Source organism: Falsiroseomonas sp. RANM36 (assembly GCF_056682175.1).
Window position 1 is genome coordinate 265,088 of record NZ_JBWXTD010000004.1, and the last position, 25,234, is coordinate 290,321.

General features: G+C 70.9%; 20 protein-coding genes. 10 read left to right on the forward strand and 10 right to left on the reverse strand.

Translation table 11 applies throughout. From position 1 onward, the window contains the following. Positions 1-1,202 (reverse strand): hydantoinase/oxoprolinase family protein (locus tag AC1MIR_RS15080; RefSeq protein WP_480029009.1); only part of this gene is annotated, 1,202 nt, incomplete at its 3' end. After that, a complete protein-coding gene (locus tag AC1MIR_RS15085) occupies positions 1,189-2,949 on the reverse strand; it encodes a hydantoinase B/oxoprolinase family protein (RefSeq protein ID WP_480029010.1) in 1,761 nt (586 codons plus the stop codon). The genes AC1MIR_RS15080 and AC1MIR_RS15085, both read right to left, overlap by 14 nt. Before the next feature lie 85 nt (positions 2,950-3,034). On the opposite strand from AC1MIR_RS15085, the gene AC1MIR_RS15090 reads away from it, so the two are divergent. Further along, positions 3,035-4,855 carry a hydantoinase B/oxoprolinase family protein gene (locus AC1MIR_RS15090; RefSeq protein ID WP_480029011.1) on the forward strand — a complete coding sequence of 607 codons (1,821 nt, stop codon included), beginning with the start codon at positions 3,035-3,037 and terminating at the stop codon, positions 4,853-4,855. 17 nt (positions 4,856-4,872) lie between these two features. Here the strand turns inward: AC1MIR_RS15090 and AC1MIR_RS15095 are convergent, their stop codons facing one another. Further along, positions 4,873-6,942, reverse strand: a complete 2,070-nt coding sequence (locus tag AC1MIR_RS15095) for a hydantoinase/oxoprolinase family protein (RefSeq protein ID WP_480029012.1) — start codon at positions 6,940-6,942, stop codon at positions 4,873-4,875. A 21-nt stretch (positions 6,943-6,963) separates the two neighbouring features. Further along, entirely contained in the window at positions 6,964-7,941 is a 978-nt protein-coding gene (locus AC1MIR_RS15100) for an NADPH:quinone reductase (protein ID WP_480029013.1), read from the reverse strand. A gap of 80 nt (positions 7,942-8,021) precedes the next feature. On the opposite strand from AC1MIR_RS15100, the gene AC1MIR_RS15105 reads away from it, so the two are divergent. Beyond that, positions 8,022-9,143, forward strand: a complete 1,122-nt coding sequence (locus AC1MIR_RS15105; RefSeq protein ID WP_480029014.1) for a M20 family metallopeptidase — start codon at positions 8,022-8,024, stop codon at positions 9,141-9,143. A 42-nt stretch (positions 9,144-9,185) separates the two neighbouring features. On the opposite strand, the gene AC1MIR_RS15110 is transcribed toward AC1MIR_RS15105, so the two are convergent. After that, on the reverse strand, positions 9,186-10,919 hold the full coding sequence (locus AC1MIR_RS15110; protein WP_480029015.1) for a M28 family metallopeptidase: 1,734 nt from the start codon (positions 10,917-10,919) through the stop codon (positions 9,186-9,188). 200 nt (positions 10,920-11,119) lie between these two features. Here AC1MIR_RS15110 and AC1MIR_RS15115 point away from each other — a divergent pair, with 200 nt between their 5' ends. Genes AC1MIR_RS15115 through AC1MIR_RS15135 form a run of 5 tightly spaced genes read left to right on the forward strand, consistent with a single transcriptional unit; the run spans position 11,120 to position 16,679 of the window. Next, positions 11,120-12,802: an ABC transporter substrate-binding protein gene (locus tag AC1MIR_RS15115; protein ID WP_480029016.1), complete on the forward strand. Its 1,683-nt coding sequence runs from the start codon at positions 11,120-11,122 to the stop codon at positions 12,800-12,802. A gap of 19 nt (positions 12,803-12,821) precedes the next feature. Continuing rightward, the gene (locus AC1MIR_RS15120; protein WP_480029017.1) at positions 12,822-13,799 is read left to right on the forward strand and encodes an ABC transporter permease; all 978 of its coding nucleotides are present in this window, start codon (positions 12,822-12,824) and stop codon (positions 13,797-13,799) included. Then, the gene (locus AC1MIR_RS15125) at positions 13,783-14,706 is read left to right on the forward strand and encodes an ABC transporter permease (RefSeq protein ID WP_480029018.1); all 924 of its coding nucleotides are present in this window, start codon (positions 13,783-13,785) and stop codon (positions 14,704-14,706) included. Before AC1MIR_RS15120 ends, AC1MIR_RS15125 begins: the two co-directional genes overlap by 17 nt. Positions 14,707-14,709: 3 nt before the next feature. Then, entirely contained in the window at positions 14,710-15,717 is a 1,008-nt protein-coding gene (locus AC1MIR_RS15130; protein WP_480029019.1) for an ABC transporter ATP-binding protein, read from the forward strand. Continuing rightward, positions 15,705-16,679, forward strand: coding sequence for an ABC transporter ATP-binding protein (locus tag AC1MIR_RS15135; protein WP_480029020.1), 975 nt, complete (start codon positions 15,705-15,707; stop codon positions 16,677-16,679). The genes AC1MIR_RS15130 and AC1MIR_RS15135 overlap by 13 nt, the downstream gene beginning before the upstream one ends. 23 nt (positions 16,680-16,702) lie before the next feature. On the opposite strand, the gene AC1MIR_RS15140 is transcribed toward AC1MIR_RS15135, so the two are convergent. The 5 genes from AC1MIR_RS15140 to AC1MIR_RS15160 form a co-directional block, all read right to left on the reverse strand. Further along, positions 16,703-17,887 (reverse strand): amidohydrolase family protein, encoded by a 1,185-nt coding sequence (locus AC1MIR_RS15140; protein WP_480029021.1) that lies wholly within the window; start codon positions 17,885-17,887, stop codon positions 16,703-16,705. A gap of 87 nt (positions 17,888-17,974) precedes the next feature. Then, positions 17,975-18,958, reverse strand: coding sequence for an ABC transporter ATP-binding protein (locus AC1MIR_RS15145; RefSeq protein ID WP_480029022.1), 984 nt, complete (start codon positions 18,956-18,958; stop codon positions 17,975-17,977). Further along, positions 18,955-19,962 carry an ABC transporter ATP-binding protein gene (locus AC1MIR_RS15150; protein ID WP_480029023.1) on the reverse strand — a complete coding sequence of 336 codons (1,008 nt, stop codon included), beginning with the start codon at positions 19,960-19,962 and terminating at the stop codon, positions 18,955-18,957. The genes AC1MIR_RS15145 and AC1MIR_RS15150 overlap by 4 nt, the downstream gene beginning before the upstream one ends. After that, the gene (locus AC1MIR_RS15155) at positions 19,959-20,846 is read right to left on the reverse strand and encodes an ABC transporter permease (RefSeq protein WP_480029024.1); all 888 of its coding nucleotides are present in this window, start codon (positions 20,844-20,846) and stop codon (positions 19,959-19,961) included. The genes AC1MIR_RS15150 and AC1MIR_RS15155 overlap by 4 nt, the downstream gene beginning before the upstream one ends. Beyond that, complete coding sequence (locus AC1MIR_RS15160) at positions 20,843-21,796, reverse strand: ABC transporter permease (protein WP_480029025.1); 954 nt, start codon at positions 21,794-21,796, stop codon at positions 20,843-20,845. Before AC1MIR_RS15160 ends, AC1MIR_RS15155 begins: the two co-directional genes overlap by 4 nt. Before the next feature lie 517 nt (positions 21,797-22,313). On the opposite strand from AC1MIR_RS15160, the gene AC1MIR_RS15165 reads away from it, so the two are divergent. The 3 genes from AC1MIR_RS15165 (at position 22,314) to AC1MIR_RS15175 (ending at position 25,013) form a co-directional block, all read left to right on the forward strand. Next, positions 22,314-23,387 (forward strand): helix-turn-helix transcriptional regulator, encoded by a 1,074-nt coding sequence (locus tag AC1MIR_RS15165; protein ID WP_480029026.1) that lies wholly within the window; start codon positions 22,314-22,316, stop codon positions 23,385-23,387. Positions 23,388-23,832: 445 nt separating this feature from the next. Further along, positions 23,833-24,660 (forward strand): helix-turn-helix transcriptional regulator, encoded by an 828-nt coding sequence (locus AC1MIR_RS15170; protein WP_480029027.1) that lies wholly within the window; start codon positions 23,833-23,835, stop codon positions 24,658-24,660. A 215-nt stretch (positions 24,661-24,875) separates the two neighbouring features. Further along, positions 24,876-25,013, forward strand: a complete 138-nt coding sequence (locus AC1MIR_RS15175) for a hypothetical protein (protein WP_480029028.1) — start codon at positions 24,876-24,878, stop codon at positions 25,011-25,013. Positions 25,014-25,234 lie beyond the last annotated feature (221 nt).

The window sequence follows — 25,234 nt, forward strand, 5'->3', positions numbered from 1 at the left end:
GCGCCGGCCGGGGCGCCCCCCCCCTGGCCCCCGCCCCGCCGGCGCGGCGGCCGGTGGCCGAGCACGACATGCGCGTCCGCCGTCGGCGGGCGCGCGCCGCCGCGGCCGTAGCAGGCGGGGCCGGGATCGGCGCCGGCGCTCTGCGGGCCGACCGTCAGCGCGCCGTCCGTGACGCGCGCGAGCGATCCGCCGCCGGCGCCGATCGTCACCATGTCCAGCATCGGCAAGGGCAGCGGCCAGCCGCCGACATGGCCATGCTGCGTCAGCCCGATGCGGCCGCCCTTGATCAGCGAGATGTCGGCCGAGGTGCCGCCGATATCCACGGTGATGACATCCGCGATGCCGGCCGCCGCCGCTTCCGCGCGCGCCCCGACCACGCCGGCGGCGGGGCCGGACAACGCCGTTGTGGCTGGCGCGCGGCGGATCACGCGCGCGCCAGCGACGCCGCCGTTGGATTGCATCAGCAGGAGCGGCGCGGCGATGCCGGCTTCCTCCAGCCGCCGTTCGATCCGGCCGACATAGGTGGAGACGGCGGGCATCACCTGCGCGTTCAGCACGACCGCGAGGCTCCGCTCGTATTCGCGGATGACCGGCAATACTTCGGTCGAGGCGGAGACCGCGACCTCAGGCGGCAGTTCCGCGCGCAGGATGGCAGCCACGCGACGTTCGTGGTCGGGATTGGCGTAGGCGTGCAGCAGGCAGACGGCGACGGCCTGCACGCCCATTGCGCGGCAGCGTGCGGCTGCGCGGCGCACGGCCTCCTCGTCCAGCGGCTGCAATTCGCTGCCATCGGCGGCGATGCGACCAGGCACTTCCAGGATGCGGGAGGGCGGAACGGGGCGCTTCGGCTTTACCCAGGCGAAGAGGTTCGCGGCGCGCGGGATGTCCTGCCGGCCGATCTCCATCACGTGCCGAAAGCCCTCGGTGGTGATGAGCGCGGCGGGCGCGGCCTTGCCTTCCAGGATCATGTTCGTCGCGACCGTCGTGCCGTGCAGCACGCGGCCGATCTCCGCCGCGTCGCGCTGCGCCGCTTCCACCGCCAGGCGCAGGCCGGTGAGGAAGGCCTCGGAAGGATCGCGCGGCGTGCTCGGCGTCTTAGCGGCCCAGGACTGCCCGGTCGACAGGTCCTGCAGCGCGATGTCGGTGAAGGTGCCGCCGATGTCGATGGCGACGACGAGGTCGCGCGGCCTATTCGAGGACATCGGCATAGGTCACCCGGTGGAACGCCATGGAAGCCGGCCGGTCCTGGCGGCGCGCCTCGGTCGCGGCCTCGTCCAGCACGCCGTCGCGGATCACCACACCGTAGTCGTGCAGCGCGGCTTCCGCGCTGACGAAGCCGCCCTCCACATCCTCCAGCACCTGCTGCGCGGGGCGGTCGAAGGGGTGGCCGTGGCCGCCACCGCCGCCGGTCTCGATCAGCAGGATGTCGCCGCGCACCAGGCGATTGCCGTCCGAAAGCGGCGCGAGCACGCGTTCCCGCGGCGTGCCCGGGTTCACCACGGCGCGGCCCGGGCGGCCGGATTGCCCGCCGGCGACGCCCCAGGGCGGGCATTGCACGCCGTCGATGCGCACGGCGAGCACGGCTTCCTCAGCCAGGATCTCGTAGTGCCGCACGATGCCGCAGCCGCCGCGGTGGCGGCCGGGACCGCCGCTGTCCTCATGCACGCCGTAGCGCAGCAGGCGCGCGGGATACTCGGCTTCGAGGAACTCGACGGGATAATTCTCCTGCGCGACGAAATAGACGGCGTCGGTGCCGTCCGCGAAGGGGCGCGCGCCGTAGCCCACGCCGATGCCGTCGCTCATCAGGAAGGGCTTTCCGCCCGCAAGGCCACGCAGCAGCATGATGACATACGCCGCATGCGCGGCCGGCGCCGGCCCGCCCGCCGCCGCGACCAGGCCGTTCAGCGCGGCGAGCATGCGCATCATCGTCAGGCCGCGCATGCCGAGCGCGGCTGGCCAGCGCGGCTGCAGCAGCGATCCCTCGCGCAGCTTGACCTCGTCGATGGCGCGAGGGCCGCCGGCATTGGTCACCTGCGTCGGATCGCCGCCGAGCAGGAACAGGCCGAGCGCCATGCCAGGCACATCCGGGTTCATCAGGTAGTTCACCGGGCCGGGCGACTGGTCGTCCGTCGCCTCGGCGTCGAAGACGAAGCGGTTGTTCGGCGTGCGTGTCAGGGCGAAGCGCAGCGCGAGCGGGCCGCTCCCCTTGCCGTCGCCGTCGATGCGGTCGGTGAAGCGGTGCGTGCCGACCGGGAAGGTTTCGGCGAGCTTGGTGCGGATCGTCGCCTCGGTTCGGGCGAGCAATTGGCGCAGCGCATCGGCGAGCACATCGGCGCCGAAGCGCGCGGCGATCTCCGCCATGCGGGTGGCGCCGAGGCCGACGCTGGCCAGCAGCGCGCGCAGATCCGCCTGGCAGGCCGCCGGCCAGCGCGAATTGCGGAAGAATATCTTGAGCGTTGCCTCGTTCACCGCGCCCTGGTCGGAGAGCTTGGTCGGCGGGATGATGACGCCCTCATGGAAGATCTCGGTGGCGTCGGGCGAGATCGAGCCCGGCCGCAGCCCGCCGATATCGGCAAAATGCGCCCAGGCCATGACCAGCGCGACCCGCCGGCCTTCGTGGAACACCGGCGCGAGCAGCACCTGGTCGTTGGAATGGGAAACGGCGCCGCGGGAGCCGTAGCAGTCGTTGTACCAGTAGACGTCGCCGGGCTTCATCGTCTCGGCCGGGAAGTCGCGGAAGACCGGCCCGCAGACATCGCCAAAGACCGGCACGTTGGAGCCCACGGCCATCACCCCGTCCGCATCGAACAGCGCGGTATAAAAGTCCTTCTTCTCGCGGATGAAGGCGGACATGGCGGTGCGCTCGATCAGCGCCTCCATCTCCGCCTGGGCGGCGCGGATGGCACCGCGGATGACCTCGAGGGAGACTGGATCGCAGCGTCTTTCCATGAAGCGGAAGGCTACACTTGGCCGCGGCGCGTTGCACAGCCCCCGCGGGGCCGCTAGCCTCGCGGCCTCACGCGCGAGGCATTCGATGGACGGTTCGGGCACGCGGCATGCGCCGGATGCGGTGACGGTCGAGATCATCAAGGGCGCTCTGCGCTCGGCCCAGGCGGAGTGCGAGGCGCTGCTGGAGCGCACCGCCATGTCCCCGGTGATCCGCGAGAAGCAGGACTACTTCATCGGCTTCTACGCGGCCGACGGGACGCTGGTGACCGGCACCAAGCTGCCGCTGTTCGGCGACGTGCTGCGGCCCATCCTCAAGCGTTTCCCGGCCGAGGAGATCCGGCCCGGCGACATCTTCTGGTACAATGACTGCTACTTCTCCCGCGGCGGCGTCTCCCACACCTCCGACCAGGTGTTTGCCACGCCGGTCTTCGTGGATGGCGAGTTGGTGGCCTTCGCGCAGAGCTGGGCGCATTTCCGCGACATCGGCGGCGCCTGGCCGGGATCGAACACGCCGGGCACCGAAAGCATCTTCCAGGAAGGCATCATCGTGCCGCCGGTGCGGCTGTATCGCGAAGGCGTGCTCAACACCGATCTTTTCGAGACCTTCGTTCGTAATTCCCGCTTCCCGGAGCATGCGCGTGGCGATACGCGCGCACTGACCGCGGCGGTGCGGCTGGGCGAGAAGCGGCTGCAGGAGCTGTTCGCGCGCTTCGGCACCCGCAAGCTGCTCGGTGCCGTGGATGCGATGATCGACCAGACCTCGCGGCTGTTCCGCCGGCGGCTGAAGGAACTGTTCCCGCCAGGCGGCACCTGGCGCTTCGCCGACCGGGTGGATGCGGATGGCAAGGGCGGTGGTCCCTTCACGGTGCGCTTCACCCTGGAATCGCGCGAGGACGGCTTCACGCTGGACACGACACAGTCCGATCCGCAGGCGAAGGGACCGATCAACTTCCTGATGAACCCGACCGTGCCGAACACCGTCTTCGGCCTCTATCTGCTCGCCGACGACCCGAGCGTGATGATGAACGAGGGCCTGCTGACCGCCATCGCGGATGTGCGGACGAAGACCGGCACGATCATTCAGCCGGCCTGGCCGGCACCGCTCGGCCAGCGGTCCAATTCGCTGGCGCGCGTGGTCTCGGGCTGCCTGGGGCTGATCGCGCAGGCGACGGGCGGCGACAGCCCGGCGGCGAGCTCGATCTACACCATCTACACGCTGACCGGGCGGCAGCCGCATGACGGCAGCCTTTTCTACAAGTCGGGCGGGCATGGCACGGGCCAGGGCGCGCGGCCCTTCGCGGACGGGCTCGACGTGATCTACTACGTCGCGCAGCAGAACTACCCGATCGAGTTCATGGAAACCGACTTCCCCGTGCGCATCCGCACCTATGCGATCCGCTGCGATTCCGGCGGTCCCGGGCGCTGGCGCGGCGGCTGCGGCATGGTGCGCGAGATGGAAGTGCTGGTGGATGGCGCCACGCTCAACACGCGCATGGATAATGTGGAGAACCCGCCCTGGGGCGTGAAGGGCGGGCAGAGCGGTCGGCCCGGGCGCTTCATCCTCAACCCCGGCACGCCGGAGGAGCGCGAGCTGCCGCGCCTGGCACAGGGCATCCCGACGAAGAAGGGCGATGTCGTGCGCATGGAAAGCACCGGCGGCGGCGGCTGGGGGCACCCCTTCGACCGCGAGCCCTGGCGCGTGCGGCAGGACGTGCTGGGCGGCTTCGTCAGCGTGGAGGGTGCGCGGCGCGACTACGGCGTGGTGCTGGGCGAGGGACGCGATCGCGCCGTGGATGAGGCGGCGACGGCGGCGTTACGGGCGGATCGGCCGATGGTGGAGGGGATGTTCCATCGGCATGGCGCGTATCGGGACGCGGATGCGTGGTGGGCGGCGATGGCGTCGTAGCGCAGGCGCGGCGCCCCCTACGCCCCTACCTCCACCACCAGATTCCCATACGCATCCATCGTCGCGACGTCGCCCGGATGCAGCCAGGTCGTCGCATCCATCTGCACGACGATCCCCGGGCCACGCAGCACCGCGCCGGCGCCGAGCGTGTCCCGTCGCCAGACCGGCACGCGGGCCTCGCCATCGTCGAGTTGCACCACCGCCTGCGACACCGGCTCCACCTTCCCCGCCGGCGCGATGCGCTCCGCCGCGGGGCCGGGCAGCCGGCCGATGGCGGTGACTTCCAGCGTCACGATCTCCACCGCCGTGTCGCGCTGCGCGAAGGTGTAGAGGCGCTCATGCTCGTCGTGGAACCGCTCGATCGCGGCGGCGAGCGTCGCCGGATCGGCGCTGCGGCCGGGCCAGTCCACGAACAGCTCGAAGCCCTGGTGGACATAGCGCATGCCCGCACGCCAGCGGATCTCGCGCGCCGCCTCCGGCACCGCTTCCGCCACCAGCCAGGCGGCCGCCTCGGCATCCAGCGCGCCGAAGGCGGCGGCGAGCGGCGCGGGGTCGGCGATGGGCGCGCGCAGCATCACCGTGCGGGCGAATTCGTTGCGCAAGGGTGCTGCGATCAGCCCCTCGGCGGAGAGCACGCCGGGCCGTGCGGGCACCAGGATGCGCTTCATCCCCAGCAGCCGCGCGATGGCGCCGCCCTGCAACGGTCCGGCGCCGCCGAAGGGCAACAGGGAAAACTCCACGGGATCATGGCCGCGCTGCACGGAGACCACGCGGATCGCGCCCGCCATTGTGTTGTCCGCCACCGCGACGATGCCGCGCGCGGCGTCGTGCAGCGAGAGGCCGAGCGGCCGCGCCACGCGGCTTTCGATGGCGCGCGCGGCGGCGTCCACGTCCAGCGTGATCGCGCCATCCAGCAGCGAGGGCGGGAGGCGGCCGAGCACCAGGTTGGCGTCGGTCAGCGTCGGCTCCTCGCCGCCACGGCGATAGGCGACGGGGCCGGGATCGGCGCCGGCGCTGGCGGGGCCGACGAGCAGCGCGCCTTCCGGTGAGACGCGCGCGATGGAGCCGCCACCGGCGCCGATGGTGTGGATGTCGATCATCGGCAGGGTCAGCGGCCAGTCGCCCACCTTGCCTTCCGTGGTCAGCCGCGGCTCGCCATCGATGAGCGAGATGTCGGCCGAAGTGCCGCCGACATCGAGCGTGATCAGCCTGGGATGCCCCGCCTGCAGCCCGAGCGCGCGTGCGCCCACCACGCCGCCGGCGGGGCCGGAGAGCGCGGTCTGCACCGGCTGCTTCGCCGCCCCCTCGCCGCGGATCACGCCGCCGGAGGACTTCATCAGCAGCAGCGGCGCCGCGACGCCAGCTTCCTTCAGCCGCGCCTCGATGCGGCGGACATAGGTGGAGACTGCGGGCATGACATAGGCGTTCAGCGCCGTCGCCATGCTGCGCTCGTATTCACGGAAGACGGGCAGCACCTCGGTGGAGAGCGTCACCGGGACGCCGGGCAGTTCCTGCGCAAGAATTTCCGCCGCGCGGCGCTCATGCGCGGGGTTCGCATAGGCGTGCAGGAAGCAGACGGCCACGGCCTGCACGCCGAGGCGCCTGAACTCCGCCGCCGCGGCACGCACGTCCTCCTCGTCCAGCGGCGTCACGACGCTGCCATCCACCGCCAGGCGCTCCCGCGCTTCCATCACCTGCTCCGGCGGGATCGGGCGGCGCGGCTTGGTGAACGAGTAGAGATTCTCGTGCCGGGGGATGTCGTGGCGGCCGATCTCCAGCACGTGGCGCAGCCCGGCCGTGGTCAGCAGGCCCGCCAGCGCGCCCTTGCGTTCCAGGATCGCATTCGTCGCGACGGTGGTGCCGTGCAGGACATGGGTGATCTCGGCGGCGTTGCGGCCGGCGATGGACAGCACCTTGGCGATGCCGTCCGCGAAGGCGCGGGAGCGGTCATCCGGCGTGGAGGGGACCTTCGCCTCCCAGCGGCGACCGCTGCCGCGGTCCACCAGGACGATGTCCGTGAAGGTGCCCCCCGCATCCACCGCGACGGAGAGCGGACTGGGCTGGGCGCTGCGCTGATCTGAAGGCATGGGCGGGATGCTAGATCAGCCTCATTCCAGCGTCACGACCACCTTGCCCATCACGCCCGCTTCCAGCGCCTCATGCGCATCCGCCGCGCGCTCCAGCGGAAAGGTCGCGGCGATCGGCACGCGCATCCAGCCCGCGGCGACGGCGGCCGCGGTGTCGCGCACCGCCGCGTCCAGCGCAGGCCCGTGCAGCAGCATGGCCTGCACGAAGCGCAGCGTGACGGCCTTCTTCGCGAAGACATAGTAGTCCAGCACCGGCCTCGGCTCGCGCGTCGAGGAATAGGCGGCGATCACGCCATGCGGGGCGATCACCGCGCCGTCCAACGCCTGGTTGGCGCCGAAATCCACCTCGACGATCCGCTCCACACCGCGCCCATCGGTCAGCGCCAGGATGCGCCCGGCGATGTCCGGGGCGCGGTAGTCCAGCGCCTCGGCAGCACCGGTCTGCAGCGCCGCCGCGCGCTTCGCCTCGGTGCTGGCCGTGGCGATGACCCGCGCGCCGGCATGCGCCGCGAAGCGCACTGCCGCCATGCCCACCGCCCCTGCCCCGCCCTGCACCAGCACGGTCTTCCCGGCGATCGGCCCATCCGAGAACAGCGCCAGATGTGCGGTGAGGCAGGGCACGCCGAGCGCCGCGCCCTGTTCCATGCTCACGCCCTCCGGCAGCGTCACCGCCTGTGATGCCGGCAGGGCGCAGAACTCGACGCAGGTGCCGTGGCCATGGCGGGCGCCGAACAACCAGACGCGCTCACCGATGCGGGCCTTGTCCACGCCTGGGCCCACCGCCTCGATCACCCCGGCGCCGTCGCTGTGCGGGATCATCGGCCCGCCCGTATGGAGCACGCCGCGCCAGCCCGCGCGCGCCTTCGTGTCGTGCGGATTGACGCCGGAGGCATGCACGCGGACCAGCACCTCGCCCGGGCCAGGCTCCGGCCGCGACAGGTCCACCAGTTCCAGCACCTCGCGCGCCGGCCCATTCCGGCGCCACTGGATCGCGCGCATCCCCACCCCGCTGCCTTGCCGCGCCGCGCGCGGCCTGTTGTGATCGCGCAAGCCTATCCCGCCACGAAGGAATTGCCAGCATGGCCGAGTTCGACACCGATGCGCTGCTCAACGGCATCCGTGCCTGGGTCGAGCACGAGACCCCGACCGACGCGCCCGAGCAGATCTCCGCGCTGATGGCCAAGGTGGCGGCGGAAGCCGAGGGCTTCGGCGCGCGCGCGGAGCGCATCCCCGGCCGCGACGGCTTCGGCGACCACCTGATCGTGCGCAGCCCCTGGGGCGCGCCCGGCGAGAAGGGCATCCTGGTGATGTCGCACCTGGATACGGTGCATCCGATGGGCTCGCTCGGCCGCATGCCCTTCCGGGTGGAGGGCGGCTCGGCCTTCGGGCCCGGCATCTACGACATGAAGGGCGGCGCCTACATCGCGATGGCCGCGCTGCGCGAGTTGATCGCGGAACGGCAGAACGTGGCGCTTCCCGTGACGCACCTCTTCACCAGCGACGAGGAGGTCGGCAGCCCGACCAGCGCGGATCTCATCCGCGACCTGGCCAAGCAGGCGAGATACGTGCTGGTGACGGAGCCGGCGCGGGAGGGCGGGAAGATCGTGACGGCGCGCAAGGGCACGGCACGGTTCGAGGTGCATGTGAAGGGCCGCCCCGCGCATTCCGGCAGCCGCCACCAGGATGGCCGCAGCGCCATCGAGGAGCTGGCGCGGCAGATCCTGGTGCTGCACGGCTTCACCGACTACGAGCGCGGCATCACGCTGAACGTGGGCAAGATCAGCGGCGGCACGCGCGCGAATGTGGTGGCGGAGGAGGCGCATGCGCTGGTGGACATGCGCGTTCCCTCCCCGGCCATCGCGGAGGAGATGGTGGCGAAGGTGACGGGCCTGAAGGCGATCGGCCCCGACGTCACCGTCACCGTCACCGGCGGCATGAACCGCCCGGCCTATGAGAAGCTTCCGGGCATCGCCGCGCTGTTCGAGCATGCGAAGGGCCTGGCCGCCGAGATCGGCTTCGACCTGCAGGACCTGAAGACCGGCGGCGGCAGCGACGGCAACTTCACCGCCGACATCGCGCCGACCCTCGACGGCCTCGGCGTGGATGGCAAGGGCGGCCACACCGACTACGAACAGCTCTACGTCGCCTCGCTCGTGCCGCGCGCGCGGCTGCTCCGCCGGCTGCTCGAGACGCTGGAGTAGCGGGCTCGCCGGGGGAAGGGCCCACCCTCCCCCGGCCTCGTCTCATCCCAGCAATCGGGCCGCGTCCCGCATGGCGGCGACGTAGCGGTTCTGGCCGCGCAGCAGCTGGGTCTTGGCGAAGCCGAGCATCGCCCCGCGAGAGCGCGGCAGTTCCGCCGCCACGGCCAGCCCCGGCAGGGGCGGCGCGGTGAAGGCGGGGTCGTGCGCGAAGCGCGGCGTGCGGGTGAAGTTGATCGGCACCAGGATGCGCGCCAGCGCCTTCGACAGCGCATTGGCGCGGGAGGCCGGCAGCCGCCCCGCCGCCGCGTCGCCCTGCAGCCGCGCCACGGAAGCGTGGAAGGCCGCCGTCGCCTCCTTCGCCGGCGTGAGGTCGGCATGATCGCCCGCCGCCTTGGCATAGCGATCCACCGTGGCGGCAAATTCCTCCGCGACCGCGACCCAGTCGAAGGGCAGCAGCTCCGGCTGGGTCAGCCGCAGCACGGAGAGCAGGTAGATGCGGATGTCGCGCAGAAGGTTGTCCTTGTCCGCGATCTCCAGCTGGTCGTTCTCGGTATGCCAGGCGATGTTACCGCCGCATCCCGAAACGTCGTAGTAGTTCTTCTCCTTCCGTAGGTCGTCCGGCATGGTCGAGCTCAGCATGTAGAAGCTGCTGATGCCGATGTTGTTGAAGGAGTAGTCGCCGGCCTGGTTCGGCCGCTTCGTCTTGAACACGGCGTCGGGCACGATGTCCTTGATCGCGGCTTCCACAAGCCTGGCCGTTTCGCTCATGGTCGTCGTGGCGTGGAAGCTGCTGGCCCAGCGGCAGCCCGGGCTGTCGCAATTCACCTGCGCGACGCAATGCGCATCGAGGTCGAGCGCGAAGGCATCGGCGAACCAGGTGCTGCCGGCGTAGCGCCCGGTGGAATGGCCGGGCCACCAGGCGATGCGCACGCCGCGGCGAAGCTGGCCGCGGTTCGCCCACAGCACGCGTGCGATCTCCAGCATGGTGGCGTCGCCCGTGGCGTTGTCGCCGACGCCGACATCCCAGGAATCGTAGTGGCCGTGCAGCAGCACGTAGTCGGTCTCGGCGCCGGGGATGTCCACCACCGGGATCTTCTGCGGGAAGAAGCCTTCCAGCATCTCGGTGCGGATCGTCGCCTCGCCGCCCTCGCGCGCCAGCGCCATCAGCGCCTCGCCCGTCGCCTTGTTCACCGCGACGACCGGGATCTTCGGCTTGCGCGGCAGGTCGTCGAGATCGGGCGTGCCCCAGATGGTGGTGCAGGTGCCCCAGTGGATGTCCACGCCCGGATTGCAGGCGATCAGACCGACCGCGCCCCATTCCTCGACGAGCGAGCTCAGCGCGGGATTGCCGAAGCCTTCGGTGACCACGATGCACCCTTCGACCCTGGCGCGCGCTTCCTCCTCGGAGGCGATGGCGCCGCCGAACAACTCCTGCACGTCCCGCGAATAGGAGCGCAGCGCCTTCTGGTTCGCCGGCAGATAGACCAACTTCGCGCGCCGCCCTTCCGGCACCGAGAGCGACATCGAGGGCGGCTTGGCGCGATGCGTGACGCCGCCGGCCTCGACCGAGGCGGAGAGCGGGATGGAGAGGTAGATCTCCGGCTCATGCATCGTCACCGGCACGCCGAGGCGGCGAAGCCGGTCGGCGATGGCGTCGGCGCCCTTGTTCACGTCTTCCGGCCGCCAGCGCGGCATGCGGGAGAAGGCCTCGACCAGTTCCCACGGCGCGTCGAGGCTGACGGCGTCCAGCAGGCGGCGTTCCTGTTCGGTGATCACGGGTGCTCCCTTCCCAGGCAGTGGCGGGTCGGATCGCAGGCTGTCACCGGGCGCGCCGCGCGAAAAGAGGGTCGGGACGCGGTTGCAATCGGCAGCGCCTGAGTCAAACTGACCCACCGGGAGAAAGGCGGGCGTGCGTCGCGCATGCTGACGCGGACGCCGCCAACGCGGGCAGACATCTGGGAAACGGGAGCTCGACCATGCGTCGTCGTGACTTGATCCAGGGAACGGCCATCGCCGCGGCGCTGGCTGCCGGCGGCCTCGGTACGCGCAGCGCCGCGGCGCAGCAGGCCGGTGATCCCATCCGCAAGCTGGTGCTGCTCAGCCGGCCGCAGTCGAACAATCCGCAGGCCTACCAGGCGGCCGAGATCATCGCGCAGGAATGGCGGAAGCTGGGGCTGGAGGTCGAGATCCGTCCCCTGCCCCGCCAGCAGCAATCCGAGGTGGTGTGGAACCGGCGCCAGGAATGGGACATGACCATGTGGCAGATGGTCGGCCGGCCGGAGCGCAGCGATCCCGACGAACTGGTGTTCAACCTGTTCCACTCCTCCACCGCGCCGACCGGCTTCAACTTCGTCGGCTGGACGGACCAGGAATATGATCGCCTGGCCGAGGCGCAGCGCATCGAGACGAACCGCGACCGCCGCCGGGAGATCATCCGCGCCGCGCAGGAGCGGGTGAACAGCGCGCAGCCCTATCTGTTCCTGGTGCATCCGAAGCAGGTGCACGCCTTCAACAAGGCGCAGCTGAAGGAAGGCACGCTGGTGAGCCAGGCCGGCCTCGGGCTGCGGAACATCTGGACCTATCTCGGCGTGGAGCCGGTCGGCAACCGGCGCGACATGGTGCTCAACGCATCGGAGCCCGTGCAGGCGATCCATCCTCTTTGGATCAGCGGCGCCACGGATTCCTGGATCACCGAACTGGTGTGGGACCGCATCATGCGCATCGGTCCGGATGGCCTGCCGCGACCCTGGGCGGCGGAGACGGTGACACAGGTTGACCCCACCACCATCGACATCACCATCCGACAGGGCATGAAGTTCCATGACGGGTCGCCGGTGACCGTCGATGACTGCATCTACAGCTTCGAGGCGCCGGCCGTCGGCCGCGAGGTGCCGATGTATCGCCCCTTCGTGCTGAACATCGGCAAGATCGAGAAGACCGGCGAGCGCAGCTTCCGCATCACGCTGAAACAGGCCGATGCCGGCTTCTTCACCTCCTCTCTCGCCAAGCTCAACATCATCCAGAAGTCCTTCTGGGAGCCGGTCCTGCGTGACTACGAGAACCGCCCGGAGAACATCGAGCGCTTCGTGGTGGAGCGCCCGATCGGCTCCGGCCCCTTCAAGGTGTCGCGCGCCCGCCTTTCGGAAGAGATCGTGCTGGAGCGCAACGCGGACCACTGGGCGGCGCCGAAGATCGAGCGCTGGATCCTGCGCATCGTGCAGAACGTGGAAGCCACGCTCGGCATGCTGAACCGTGGCGAGATCAATTTCATGGCCGACTACACGGGCGATCCTGACTTGGTGAAGCAGCTGGTTTCGCGCAACCGCAACATCGTCATGAGCGAGGCGGTGGATGTCGGCTTCCAGTTCCTTGGCTGGAACCACCGCCGGCCGCCCTTCAACGACCCGGCGTTCCGCCGAGCGCTCTCGGCGGCGGTGAACCGCGAACTGATGGCCGAGGCGGCGTGGAACGGCTTTGCCGAGCCGGCGAACAGCCATGTCTCGCCCGCGCTGCCCTTCTGGCACCGCGAGGGCATCGTGGGGATGCTGCCATCTGGCCTCGATGAGGCGCGGAGTATCCTGCAGCAGGCGGGATATCGTGTGGTGAACGGCCGGCTGCACTACCCGGCCGGCGTGCGCGAGCAGACGACGCCGAACTGAGCCGGAGCGGATCGCGAGCGTGGGGTATGTCGGGCAACGCCTGATCCAGGCCGTCTTCGTCCTGTGGGTCGTGGCGACGCTGTGCTTCCTGATGTTCCGCCTGATGCCGGGCGACCCCACGCTCAACTACATCGACACCTCCATGACGGAGGAGCAGCGGCAGGGCATGCTGGTGGCCTTCGGGCTCGACCAGCCGCTCTACGTGCAATACGTGATCTACCTGAAGAACCTGCTGCGCGGAGAACTCGGCAGCAGCTTCCTACAGGGCCGTCCGGTGCTGGAGCTGGTTCTGGAGGCGCTGCCCATGACGGTGGCGCTCACGCTCTCCGCCCTGATCGTCGCCTACATCTTCGGCGTGATCGCCGGCGCCTTTCTCGCCTGGAAGCGCGGCAGCCTGGCGGAAGGCCTTGCCATCCCGCTGGTGCTGGCGACGCGCGCGGCGCCGGAATTCTGGCTCGGCATGATCCTGCTGGCGATCTTCGCCTTCGGCTATGGCTGGTTTCCTTCGGGTGGCGCGGCGAGCGCCGGCGCGGAATACGGCAGCGAGTGGGAGCGGCTGTTCAGCCTGGATTTCCTCTATCACCTGTTCCTGCCCGCGCTGGCGCTGGCGGTCTATCTGCAGGGCCTGCCGCTGCTGCTGATGCGCAGCACCATGCTGGAGGTGATGCAGGACGAGTTCGTCACCATGGCCCGCATGAAGGGCCTGTCCGAGTGGACCATCGTGATCCGCCACGCGGCGCGCAACGCGCTGCTGCCGGTGGCGACCGCCTTCGCGCTCGGCATCGGCGGATCGGTCGGCGGCAATGTTGTGGTGGAGACGGTGTTCTCCTGGCCGGGTCTCGGCCGAATGCTGGTCACTGCCGTGCAGGGCAGCGACTATCCGCTCGCGCAGGGCGCCTTCCTGATCATCGCGGCGGTGCTGGTGCTGATGAACCTCGTCGCCGATCTTCTCTATGGCTGGCTCGATCCGCGGGTGTCGCATGGACGCAAGGGCTGATGCCGTGATCGCCGCGCCGGCGCGGCAGCCGGCCTGGCGCGCCGCGTTGCGGCCGGTGGGTCGCCTGTTCCGCATCGCCTCGCGCGACTGGTTCGCGCTGGTCGGCACGCTGGTCTACCTGGCGCTGATCCTGGTCGCGATCTTTGCGGACCGCATCGCGACGCACGATCCGTCTGAGATCCTCTACACCGGTCGCTTTCGCATCGCGCGCAACCTGCCGATGTCCTGGGACCATCTCCTCGGCACCACGCATGGCGGGCGGGACATCTTCTCCCAGCTCGTCTATGGCAGCCGCAGCGCCGTGGTGGTGGGGCTCACGGCCGCCTTCTGCGTCGCCGCGATCGGCACGCTGCTCGGGCTGCTCTCCGGCTTCTTCCGCGGCTGGGTGGACACGGTCGTGATGCGGCTGGCCGATGTTGTGCTGGGCCTGCCATTCCTGCCCTTCGTCATCGTGCTGGCGGCGCTGACGCGGCCGGGCACGGCGACCATCGTCTTCGCCGTCGCCGTGCTGCTGTGGCCGAACACCGCCCGCGTCATCCGCAGCCAGGTGCTGACCGTACGGGAGCGCGCCTTCGTGGAGGCCGCGCGCGTCACCGGCTGCTCCACCTGGCGCATCCTGTTCGTGCATGTGGCGCCCTCGATCCTGCCGCTCTCCTTCCTCTACGGCTCGATCGCGGTCGGCTGGGCGATCCTGACCGAGGCCTCGGCCAGCTTCCTCGGCTTCGGCGATCCCAGCGTGATCTCCTGGGGCGGCATGCTGCAGGACGCCTACGCCAACCAGGCGATGGGCCGCGGCGCCTACAACTGGTTCATCCCGCCCGGCCTCTGCATCGTGCTCGTCGTGCTCGCCGGCTTCTTCATCAGCCGCGGCTACGAGGAGATCCTGTTCCCGAAGCTGAGGTCCTGAGCGGTGGAGGACCTGCTCTCCATCCGCGACCTCACCGTGCGCTACCGCACGCCGCAGGGCCCGGTGCATGCGGTGGACAGCGCCAGCTTCTCCGTCCCGCGCGGCGAGGTGGTCGGCCTCGTCGGCGAATCCGGCTGCGGCAAGACCACGGTGGCGCGCGCCGTGATGGGCGTTGTGCCGCGCAGCGCCGACATCCTCGGCGGCCCGGTGCTGTTCGAGGGCCGCGACCTGATCCGCCTGTCGGAGCGCGAGCGCCGCGCGTTGCGCTGGAAGGAGATGGCCTTCATCCCGCAGACCGCGATGAACGCGCTCGATCCCGTCTATCGCGTCGGGCGCCAGATCGAGGAGGTGCTGGTCGAGCGCGGCGGCCGTTCCCGCGCGCAGGCACGCGCCCGCGCCGAGGAGCTTTTCTCCCTGGTGGGGATCGATGCGCGCCGGCTGGATGATTATCCGCATCAATTCTCGGGCGGGATGAAGCAGCGCGCCTCCATCGCCATCGCGCTGGCGCTGGAGCCGAAGCTGGTGCTGGCGGACGAGCCGGTGACGGCGCTCGACGTGATCGTGCAGCGCCAGGTGCTCGACGTGCTGAAGGAATTGCAGGCGCGGCTCAGGCTCTCCGTCGTGCTGGTCACCCACGACATCAGCGTCGTCGCCTATGCCTGCGACCGCGTGGTGGTGATGTATGCCGGGCGCGTGGTGGAATCGGGGCGGGTGCGCGACGTGCTGGAGCGGCCGCGCCACCCCTACACGATGGGGCTGAACAACGCCTTCCCCGACCTCGAGCGCGCCGCCGGCGAGCTCGTGCCGATCGAAGGCAGCCCGCCCAACCTGCTCGATCCGCCGAAGGGCTGCCGCTTTGCGGCGCGCTGCCCCTTCGCGGAAGCGCGCTGCGTCGCAGAGGAACCGCCGCTGCGGACCGAGGCGGATGGTCACGCCGCCGCCTGCTGGCGGTCCGACGAAGCCGCGGCGCTGCGCCCGCTTGCCGGGGAGGCCGCGACGTGGCGACGCTGATCGAGGCCACCGACCTCACCATGCATTTCGCCGCGCCGCGCAGCTTCGGCGACATGATGGCCGGGCGCCGGCCCATCGTGCGCGCGGTGGACGGCATCTCGCTCAGCCTCGCGCCCGGCCAGACCGCGGCGATCGTCGGCGAATCCGGCTGCGGCAAGACCACGACGGCGAGGCTGCTGCTGCGCCTGCTGGAGCCGACCTCCGGCAGCATCACCTTCCGCGGCACCGACCTGTCGCGCCTCGACAAGGAGGGCATGCGCGGCTTCCGGCGCCAGGCGCAGCTGGTGTTCCAGAACCCCTTCGACGCGCTGAACCCGCGCCTGACGATCCGCGACAGCCTGGTGGAGCCGCTGCGCAACATGCGGATCCCGCGCGCGGAATGGGAGGACCGCATCGCGCTTGCCATGCGTCGCGTGCGCCTGGCCGAAGCCGAGCGCTACCTGCCGCGCTTCCCGCATGAGCTCTCCGGCGGACAATTGCAGCGCGTGGTCCTGGCGCGCGCGCTGATCCTGGAGCCGAGCTTCCTGGTGGCGGACGAGCCGGTCTCGATGCTGGACGTCTCGGTCCGCGCCGGCATCCTGAACCTGATGCGCGAGGCGCGGGAGACGCTGGGCGTCGCCGCGCTCTACATCAGCCATGACCTGGCGCTGGTGCGCTATGTCTGCGACCGCACGCTGGTGATGTATCTCGGCCGCGTGGTGGAGGAAGGCCCGACCGAGGAGGTGGTGCGCGCGCCGCGCCACCCCTACACGCGCGCCCTGGTGCAGGCCGTGCCGCTGCCGCGCGTTGATCAATCGCGCGATCCGCTGCCGATCAAGGGCAATGTGCCGGATGCGCGCACGCCGCCCTCCGGATGCCGTTTCCGCGATCGCTGCCCGATGGCCGCGCCGCGCTGCGCGGAGGAAGACCCGCCGCTGCGCGCCGGCGGCGACGGCGTCGCGGTGGCCTGCCACTTCGCCTGACGCCGCGCCGAGGGTCTCGCCGGCTACTCCGCCGACAGCTGGTCGAAGCGCCTTCCGTCCTTCATCACCAGCCCGACCTCGCGCAGCGCCACGATGTCGCGCAGCGGGTCGCCGCGGACCGAGACGATGTCGGCGCATTTGCCCGGCTCCAGCGTGCCGATCTCCGCCAGCAGGCCGATCGCGTCGGCGGCGTTGCGCGTGACGGCGGCGAGCGCCTGTTCCGGCGTGGCGCCGAACTCCACCGCCTTCTGCGCCTCGAACCACAGGAGGCCGTGCATGGAATCCGTGCCCAGCGCCCACTTCACGCCGCTCTGCAACGCATGGCCGAAGGTTTGCGGCGCGCGACGGCGGGAGATGGCGAGCTTCTCCATGATGCGCGGATTGCCGCCGTCGCCGCCCTCGATGCCCTCGGGATGGAAGGAGATGGCGTGGTTCGCCACCATCCAGGTGCCGGCGCGGCGCATCATCTCGAAATCCTCGGGCGTCGCCAGCTTGCAGTGCTCGATCGTGTCCACGCCGGCCTCGACGCACCAACGGATCGCCGGGCCGCCATGCGCATGCACCGCCGCGGGGCGGCCGTCGCGATGCGCTTCCTCCACGATCAGCCGGATCTCCTCGGGCGAGTAGAAGCAGGTGTCCGCCGCCGCGCGCGCGGAGGAGGTGCCGCCGGTGGCGAAGAACTTGATCAGGTCGGCGCCGGCGGCAAGGTTCTCGCGGATGTGGCGACGGATCTCCTCCGGTCCGTCGCTCGCGGTCAGCGCCGTGCCATGGCCGTGCCGCGCCGCGATCGGCCGCGTCGCCACGCGCAGCCGCGGGCCGGGGATGCGCCCCGCCGCCACGGCGTCGCGGATGTCGATGTCGAGGAAGTGCTCCTCGCCCACCACGCGCATCGTGGTGACGCCGGAGAGCAGGTCCTTCCGCATGTTCGGGATGGCGCGCAGCATCGCCTGGGCCGCGCGGCTCTTCAACTGGCCGCCCTGGTTGCCGAGGCCCGGGATGATGGAGAGATGCGTGTGCGCGTCCACCAGGCCAGGCAGCAGCGTCTCCTCGCCGCGGTCGATCACCGTGGCACCCGGCGGCGGCGTCAATTCCTCCCGCCGGCCGACCGCCGCGATGCGCCCGTTCTCGACCAGCACAGCCCCGCCCTGCAGCGGCGCGCGGCCTGTGCCGTCGATCAGCAGGCCACCCTTCACGAGGATCGCGTTCATGGCATCGCCCCGTCGAGAGCGCACGACTATGCGCCGCGAGGCGGCATTACGCACCGCGGCGCAGCGTGGAGCAAGACGACGCGGCGGTCAGCCTGCCGGGGCGAGCGTCGCCGCGCTGCGCAGGCAGCGCACCAGGTGCTGCGGCGCGACGGCCTCCTCGGCCGGGTCCTCCACCGAGCAGGCCGCCTCTGCGAAGCGGCAACGCGGCGCGAAGGCGCAGCCCGGCGGCAGTGCCGAGAGATCGGGCGGCGCACCGGGGATCGCCTCCAGCCTCGCGCCGCGCGCCTGCTCATGGCCCATGCGGGCGCGCAGCAGGCCGATCGTGTAGGGATGGCGCGGATTGCGAATGATCTCGCGCACCGGGCCGGTCTCCACGATGCGGCCAGCATACATCACGGCGATGCGGTCCGCGACCTCCACCGCCACACCGATGTCGTGGGTGACGAAGATCGTGGCGAGGCCGAATTCCCGCTGCAACTCGCGCAGCAGCAGCAGCACCTGGATCTGCACCGTCGCGTCCAGCGCCGTGGTCGGCTCGTCCGCCAGCAGCACCTGCGGCCGGCAGGCGAGCGCGAGGGCGATCATCGCGCGCTGCCGCATGCCGCCCGACATCTCGTGCGGATAGGCGTTGAGGCGCCGCTCCGGCTCGGGGATGCGCACACGGCGGAACAGCTCGAGCGCCCGCGCCCATCCGGCGGCGCGCGAACCGCCCTCGTGCTTCACCACCGTCTCGGCGATCTGCGCCCCGAGCGTGTAGACGGGATCGAGCGCGAGCGAAGGTTCCTGGAAGATCATCGAGGCGACCTTGCCCCGGAAATCCTCCAGCGCCCGGCCGCGCAGCGCCATCACGTCCTGGCCGGCGACGCGGATGCTGCCCTCGATCCTCGACTTGCGCTCCGGGTTCAGGCGCAGCAGGGCACGCAGCGTGACGGACTTGCCCGAGCCGGACTCGCCGAGCAGCGCCACCGTCTCGCCGCGATCCACGCCAAGGTCCACGCCCCGCACGGCGCGCACGGGCTTCGCGCCGCCGGTGAAGGTCACATGCAGGCCTTCCAGCTCCACCGCGCTCATGCCGCAGCTCCCACGGCGCGCGAATGGCCGGATCCCGCTTCATGGATCAGGCAGGCGACCCCATGCGCGCCACCGCCGAGCACCGGCGCGCGCTGCGCGCAGACCGCCTCGGCGAAGCTGCAGCGCGTGTGGAAGCGGCAACCCGGGGGCGGGTTGATCGGGCTTGGCGGATCGCCGCTGATCGGCGCCTCCTCGGTCCGGTTGTCCGGGTCCATGGAGGGCATGGAGCGCAGCAGCGCCGCGGCATAGGGGTGGCGCGGCGTGGCGAAGACCGCGTCCGCCGGCCCGATCTCCGCCACCTTGCCGAGATACATCACCATCACACGGTCCGACATGAAGCGCACCACGTTCAGGTCGTGGCTGATGAAGACATAGGTCAGCCCGAACTCCTCCTTGAGGTCCACGAGCAGGTTGAGCACCTGCGCCTCGATGGACTTGTCGAGGGCGGAGACCGCCTCGTCCAGCACCAGCAGCCGCGGCTCGAAGGCCAGGGCGCGGGCGATGTTCACGCGCTGGCGCTGGCCGCCCGAAAGCTCGTGCGGGTAGCGGCCGGCGAAGCGCGCGGGCTCGAGGCCGACGCGGGCGAGCAGCGCGCGCGCACGCTCCACCGCCTGCCGCGCCGGCAGCCCGTGAACCTGCGGGCCGAAGGCGATGGAGGCCTCGATGGTCAGGCGCGGGTTCAGCGAGGCGTAGCTGTCCTGGAAGACGATCTGCGCCTGGCGCCGGAATTCCTTGAGCGGCAGGTCGCGCCCGCCGACCGTGGCGCCGTCGAAGACGATCTCGCCGGCATCCGGCTCGATCAGCTTCAGCATGAGGCGGGCGGTGGTGGACTTTCCGCAGCCGCTCTCGCCGACGATGCCGAGCGTCTCGCCCTTGCGGACGGTGAAGTCCACGCCGTCCACCGCGCGGACCACCGCCGTCGGGCGGCCAAGCAGGTCGCGGCGCACGGCGAAGTGCTTCGCCAGCCCAGTGACGGAAATCAGGGGCGTGCCGGGGGAGGTCATGCCTTCACGTCCATGGCCGAGCGCAGGCCGTCGGAGAACATGTTGAAGGCGATCGAGGTGACGAAGATGCAGAGGCCCGGCAGCGCGGCGACCCAGGGCTGCACATAGATCGCGGTGCGCAGCGTGTTGAGCATCAGCCCCCATTCCGGCTCCGGCGGGCGCACGCCGAGGCCGAGAAAGGACAGGCCAGAGGCCAGGATCATCGAGACCGAGATCAGGCTGGTCGCATAGACGAAGATCGGCCCCAGCACGTTGCCCAGCACATGCACGCGCACGATGGTCAGCGCGGATGCGCCCGAGGCGCGCGCGGCCTCCACATAGTCGCGCCCCCGCACCTGCGTCGTCACCGCTTCCGCCACCCGGACGATGGGCGGGATGAAGACGATGGTGAGCGACAGCATGGCGTTGCCGAGCCCGGCGCCGAGCGCGCCGGAGAGCGCGACGGCCAGCAGCACGGAGGGGAAGGCGTAGAACACGTCCACGGTGCGCATCACGGCCGTGTTGAACCAGCCGCCGATGAAGCCCGCCGCGATGCCGAGGACGGCACCGATGCCGAAGGCGATCAGCACCGGCGTGACGCCCATCAGCAGGGACATCCGCGCACCCACGATCAGGCGGGAGAGCATGTCGCGGCCGAGCTCGTCGGTGCCGAGGGGGAAGCCCTCCGTGCCGATGGGCCGCAGGCGGCGGAAGGTGCGGCCCGCATAGGGGTCCATCGGCGCGATCCAATGCGCGAACAGCGCGGCCAGCACGATGGCGAGAATCACGATGGCGGCGGCGACGGCGACCTTGTCCTTCAGGAAGCGCCGCAGCACGGAGCGCCAGTAGCCCTCCGAGGCCTCGATGGCGACCACCTGGGGCCGGGCCGGACTCAACACGTTCATGCCCGCTGGATCCGCGGATCGAGCAGCGTCTGCACCACGTCCACCACCAGGTTGAGCGCGACGAAGAACAGCGCGAGGACCAGGATCGTGCCCTGCAGCAGCGGCAGATCGCGCTGGAAGATCGCGCTGTTCAGCAGGAAGCCCGTGCCGGGCCAGGAGAAGACCGTCTCGATCAGGATCGAGCCGCCGAGCAGGTAGCCGAGCTGCAGCCCCATCACCGCGATCGCCGTCGGCGCCGCGTTCTTCGCCACATGGCGGAATACGCCGCCCTCCGACAGGCCCTTGGCGCGCAGCGCGCCGACGAAGTCCTGGCTGAGGATCTCGGCGACCAGCGCGCGCGTGGTGCGGGCGACGATGCCCATCGGGATCACGCTCATGGTGATGGCGGGCAGCGCCAGATGCGCCAGGTGCTCGCCGTCGATCGTCCAGCCTGAGGAGCCGGACGGCCCCATGCCGGTTGCCGGCAGCCAGCCGAGCTCGGAGGAGAAGATGATCACCAGCACCATGCCGAGCCAGTAATGCGGGACGGAGACGCCGACGACCGCGAGCGTGGACGCCGCCTTGTCCACCCAGGAATCGCGGAAATAGCCCGCCACGACACCGAACAGCAGGCCGAAGACGAAGCCGATGATCGTCGCCGCGGTCGCCAGGATGAGCGTGTTGCCGACGGCACGGATGACTTCCGAGGCGACCGGCCGGGCGGTCGCGATAGACATGCCGAGATCGCCGTTCAGCGCGCGCCAGACCCACCGCAGGAACTGCTCGTGATAGGGCCGGTCGAAGCCGTAGGCCGCCATCATGCGCGCGCGCACCTCGTCGGTCGCGTCGGGCGGCAGGACCGAGATCAGCGGATCGCCCGGCGCGATGTGCACCAGCGCGAAGCAGACCAGCGAGACGCCGAGGACGATGGGCAGCGCATAGAGCAGCCGCCGCAGCAGGAAGAGTGTCATGCGTGGAAGGGGGGGGCGCCCGGGCCCCCCCCCCCCCCCCCCCCGCCCGGGCGGGGGGCCCCCCCCGCCCGGGTCCGGGGGCCGGGGCGGCGCGGCTCTAACATGGAAGCGTCACTTGGCCTAGGCGGCGACGCAACGCAAGCGGGGCGGCGCGGGAAGGGGGCGGTTCGGGCGGCCGGTGCCTCCGCCCGGCCGCGCATCGTCCGGGCGAAATGGCCGGGGAGAGACCTCGCTTGTGGACAGCTCCGGGGCTGCCTTACTTAAGGGCTGGTAGAGCTTCGTGCCCAGGGGAGCCAGTCTTGCGCGACCTGCCGGACGACGTTTCCATCGCCACTTCGCCCGGCGGGGTCGGGGCGCTGCCCGCCGGCGTCGGGTCCTTCGCCTTACGTACGAAGGGCGACCCCAGCCTCGCGGTCGCGCACTTCGGCGGAAGCCCGTCTCACACGCGGCGCCGCGCCCGGCCGTGAGCGCGAAGCGACGCATCACGCCTGACCCAGCCGATCAGACGGCCACGCTCATGCAAGCCGGCTCGGACTCCCCGCAGCCATCGCTTTTGCCGACCTATGCCGTCGACACCTTCGGCCTGCCCGCCGAGCTGGGCCGAAGTGTCTGGCGGGCCATAACGGACAGCACCTTTCAGCTCGAAGGACGAGCCGGGGCGGATCGCGGCCACAGGGTGCGGACGCAGCTCTGGTTTCTCCAGGACATGCTGATTTCCGCCTTCAAGGCGGAGGCCAATGTCGTGCATCGCACCGAGGCCCTGGCCCGCTCCGATCCCGCGCCGGTCGTGAAGGTCCGCCTCTATCGCGCGGGGTACAGCGAGATCATCGACGGAGACGAGCGGAGGACGATCGGCCCGGGCGCCATCCACGTCATCGATCACAACCGGCCGCACCGGCAGGTCTCCGCCGACCACGAGCAGGTCACGCTTCTCGCGCCCTACCATGCGATCGGCTACGATCCGGCCCGCTACCCCGTCTGCTTCAGCATCGGGTTCGAGACGCTACGCGGACAATTGCTGCGCGCCGGGCTGGAGACCGTCTTCGACGGGATAGCGGCCGTTACCAAGGCCGAAGCCCCCGCTCTCGCCGCCGCGCTCGGCGGCATGCTGCGCGGCACGCTGGCCGGGGGCGCCGAAAGCGACCACGGCGAGACCGCACGCCGCGCCCGCGTCGCCGCCCTCAAGCGGCGCATCGACGACAACCTGGCCGATCCTGCCTTCGACATCGATCGCCTGCTGCGCGACTTCGGTGCGTCCCGCGCGACCGTCTATCGCGACTTCGCCGAGCATGGCGGCTTGCGACACTACGTCTTCGAACGCAGGCTGCACCGCGCCTACCGCCTGCTCGCCGAGGCGCACAGCGCCGAGCGCGGCATCGTGCAAATGGTGGCCTCGCGCTGCGGCTTCGTCTCGCTCAATCATTTCAGCCGCCGCTTCCGCGAGATGCATGGCCAGAGCCCCAGCCAGGTGCTCGGGCAGTGGTGCCCCCCGGCCCAAGGCCCGCCGCGCGGCGAAGTCCCCGCGCACCCCGGCATGCCGCACGAAGCCGACATCGCGGCGCTGCGCTGGGCCTATCTGCGCTTCCGGTGATCCGCAAAGCGCCCGTGCGGACCAGGCCGCACATTCTTGCCCGGTGCCCTCCAGCGTCGTGACAGCAAGGGCCGAACCCCGCGCCAACCGACCGGCCCGTGCGCCCCGCCATTCGGTATGAGACGCGTGGACATGAACTTTTGAGACCCCCGTTCAACGACAGCGTGGCGGCGAGCAGGTAACCTCAACTCTTGCGGACGATGCCAGCTTTGCAAGACGCAATGCTGGGATGGAATTGCCTGGTGCCGGGTTCATGGGAAATCAATAACCCGACCATGTTCCGGGGGGCGAAAGCATGGCTGGCCCTGATCATGAAAGCCGCAGAGGCGGACCGGCCCTGCTTTCCAAGGTCTATCGCTTGGAGCCGGGTGGCGCACATCCCGGATCCGACGGGCTGCTGGCGGCCGTCACCGACTTCCGATTCGTCCCGGGGGGCCGCGGCGGCATGGAGGTCCGGACGCTGCCGCTTGGCGAGGTCACCGTGGCCGTCGTGGAGTCCGCGGGCCATGACATCGTCCTGCACGAGCCCGGGCGGCTGAGTTTCCTGGCCCCGGTCGCCGGCAGCCTGCGGGTCGAGGCGGAACGGACCCTGCTGGCGGCCGGGGCCGGGGGCGGGCTGTTCCTGCGCGAAGGGCGGCGCCGAACCGAAGTCCGCGCGCCCGGCCTTGGGCGGTTCCGCGCCATGGTGGCCCTGTCGCCGGCCCGGCCAGGCGGGCGGCGACGCCCTGCTCCCTTGCCGGGACAGGCGCTGCCGACCCTGGACGAGGCGGCCGCCGGCCGCGCCCTGCACCATTACCTGCTCTATCTGGTGCAGGAAAGCGCGAGGCCGGACAGCCCCTTGCGGCGCGCACCGGCCCTGCAATCCGCCGAGGCACTCATCCTCGACCTCATGGCCGAGCTGGACGGCTTCGACGCCGAGCCGGCTGCGGCGGAAATTGCGCTGGCGGAGGCACGCGTGGCGCAGGCCGAGGCGTTCATGCGCGCCCATGCCGAGGAGGCGCTGACGATCGAGCGGATTGCCGCTGCCGCCGGGGTGGGGCCGCGGGCGCTGCAACTGGCCTTCCGGCGGCTGCGCGGCGCTGCACCGCGCAGCGTGCTGGCCGGCATCCGGCTGGAGCGCGCGCGGGCCAGGCTGGTGGCGCCGGATCCGGCGGCGAGCGTCACCGACATCGCCCTGCTCTGCGGCTTCGCGCATTTCGGCCGCTTCGCCGCCGCCTATCGGGCGCGCTTCGGCGAGAGCCCGTCGGAGACGCTGCGCCGCTCGCGCGCGTGAGCCGCGGGCGGCGGCCACCGGCCGCGAGGCTCTGCCGGCTGGGCGGACCCGGCTGATTCGCATTCCGGACAGAGCGATTCGCAGATCGGCTTTCGCCTTGCGCGGCCGCGTCGGAAGTTCGGGCACGGGCTGACCGGCCCCCGGCGTCCGGCGCTCATCGCGGCGACCGCCGGGTGGTGACCGGGGCGGCTCATGCCCGACCGAAGGAACGCATGATGACGTGGAAATCCGGCGGACACCTCGCGACCAGGCTGGTGGCGGCGGCGGTGCCGGCCCCGTCCTCCTTCGTCGTGTTCGGCAAGGGCCCGCTCGGGCTGGCGGGCGCCCGCCGGCTCCGCCCTGGCGCCGGCTGACCGGCCTTTCGGGCCGGCAGGCGTGACCTCGCCCGTGTGCCGGCCGCTCCAGCCTGCCAACCATCAAGGAGACGAAACCCATGATCACCCTGCGCTTCCTGCCGGCCGTCGCCGTGGCGACGCTCAGCCTCGCGGCCTGCGCGCCCCAGTCGGCACCGCCCGCTGCCTCCGCCCCCCCCCCCCCCCCCGCGGCCAGCGCCCCCGCCGCGGCGCCCCCCCCC

Coding starts and splice junctions, on each gene's coding strand:
- AC1MIR_RS15095 (WP_480029012.1), bottom strand. CDS start 6,942: ATGCCTTCAGATCAGCGCAGCGCCCAGCCCAGTCCGCTCTCCGTCGCG.
- AC1MIR_RS15170 (WP_480029027.1), top strand. CDS start 23,833: ATGGAGGTCCGGACGCTGCCGCTTGGCGAGGTCACCGTGGCCGTCGTG.
- AC1MIR_RS15145 (WP_480029022.1), bottom strand. CDS start 18,958: ATGAGCGCGGTGGAGCTGGAAGGCCTGCATGTGACCTTCACCGGCGGC.
- AC1MIR_RS15090 (WP_480029011.1), top strand. CDS start 3,035: ATGGACGGTTCGGGCACGCGGCATGCGCCGGATGCGGTGACGGTCGAG.
- AC1MIR_RS15085 (WP_480029010.1), bottom strand. CDS start 2,949: ATGGAAAGACGCTGCGATCCAGTCTCCCTCGAGGTCATCCGCGGTGCC.
- AC1MIR_RS15160 (WP_480029025.1), bottom strand. CDS start 21,796: ATGACACTCTTCCTGCTGCGGCGGCTGCTCTATGCGCTGCCCATCGTC.
- AC1MIR_RS15125 (WP_480029018.1), top strand. CDS start 13,783: ATGGACGCAAGGGCTGATGCCGTGATCGCCGCGCCGGCGCGGCAGCCG.
- AC1MIR_RS15155 (WP_480029024.1), bottom strand. CDS start 20,846: ATGAACGTGTTGAGTCCGGCCCGGCCCCAGGTGGTCGCCATCGAGGCC.
- AC1MIR_RS15140 (WP_480029021.1), bottom strand. CDS start 17,887: ATGAACGCGATCCTCGTGAAGGGTGGCCTGCTGATCGACGGCACAGGC.
- AC1MIR_RS15165 (WP_480029026.1), top strand. CDS start 22,314: ATGCAAGCCGGCTCGGACTCCCCGCAGCCATCGCTTTTGCCGACCTAT.
- AC1MIR_RS15175 (WP_480029028.1), top strand. CDS start 24,876: ATGACGTGGAAATCCGGCGGACACCTCGCGACCAGGCTGGTGGCGGCG.
- AC1MIR_RS15105 (WP_480029014.1), top strand. CDS start 8,022: ATGGCCGAGTTCGACACCGATGCGCTGCTCAACGGCATCCGTGCCTGG.
- AC1MIR_RS15115 (WP_480029016.1), top strand. CDS start 11,120: ATGCGTCGTCGTGACTTGATCCAGGGAACGGCCATCGCCGCGGCGCTG.
- AC1MIR_RS15150 (WP_480029023.1), bottom strand. CDS start 19,962: ATGACCTCCCCCGGCACGCCCCTGATTTCCGTCACTGGGCTGGCGAAG.
- AC1MIR_RS15100 (WP_480029013.1), bottom strand. CDS start 7,941: ATGCGCGCGATCCAGTGGCGCCGGAATGGGCCGGCGCGCGAGGTGCTG.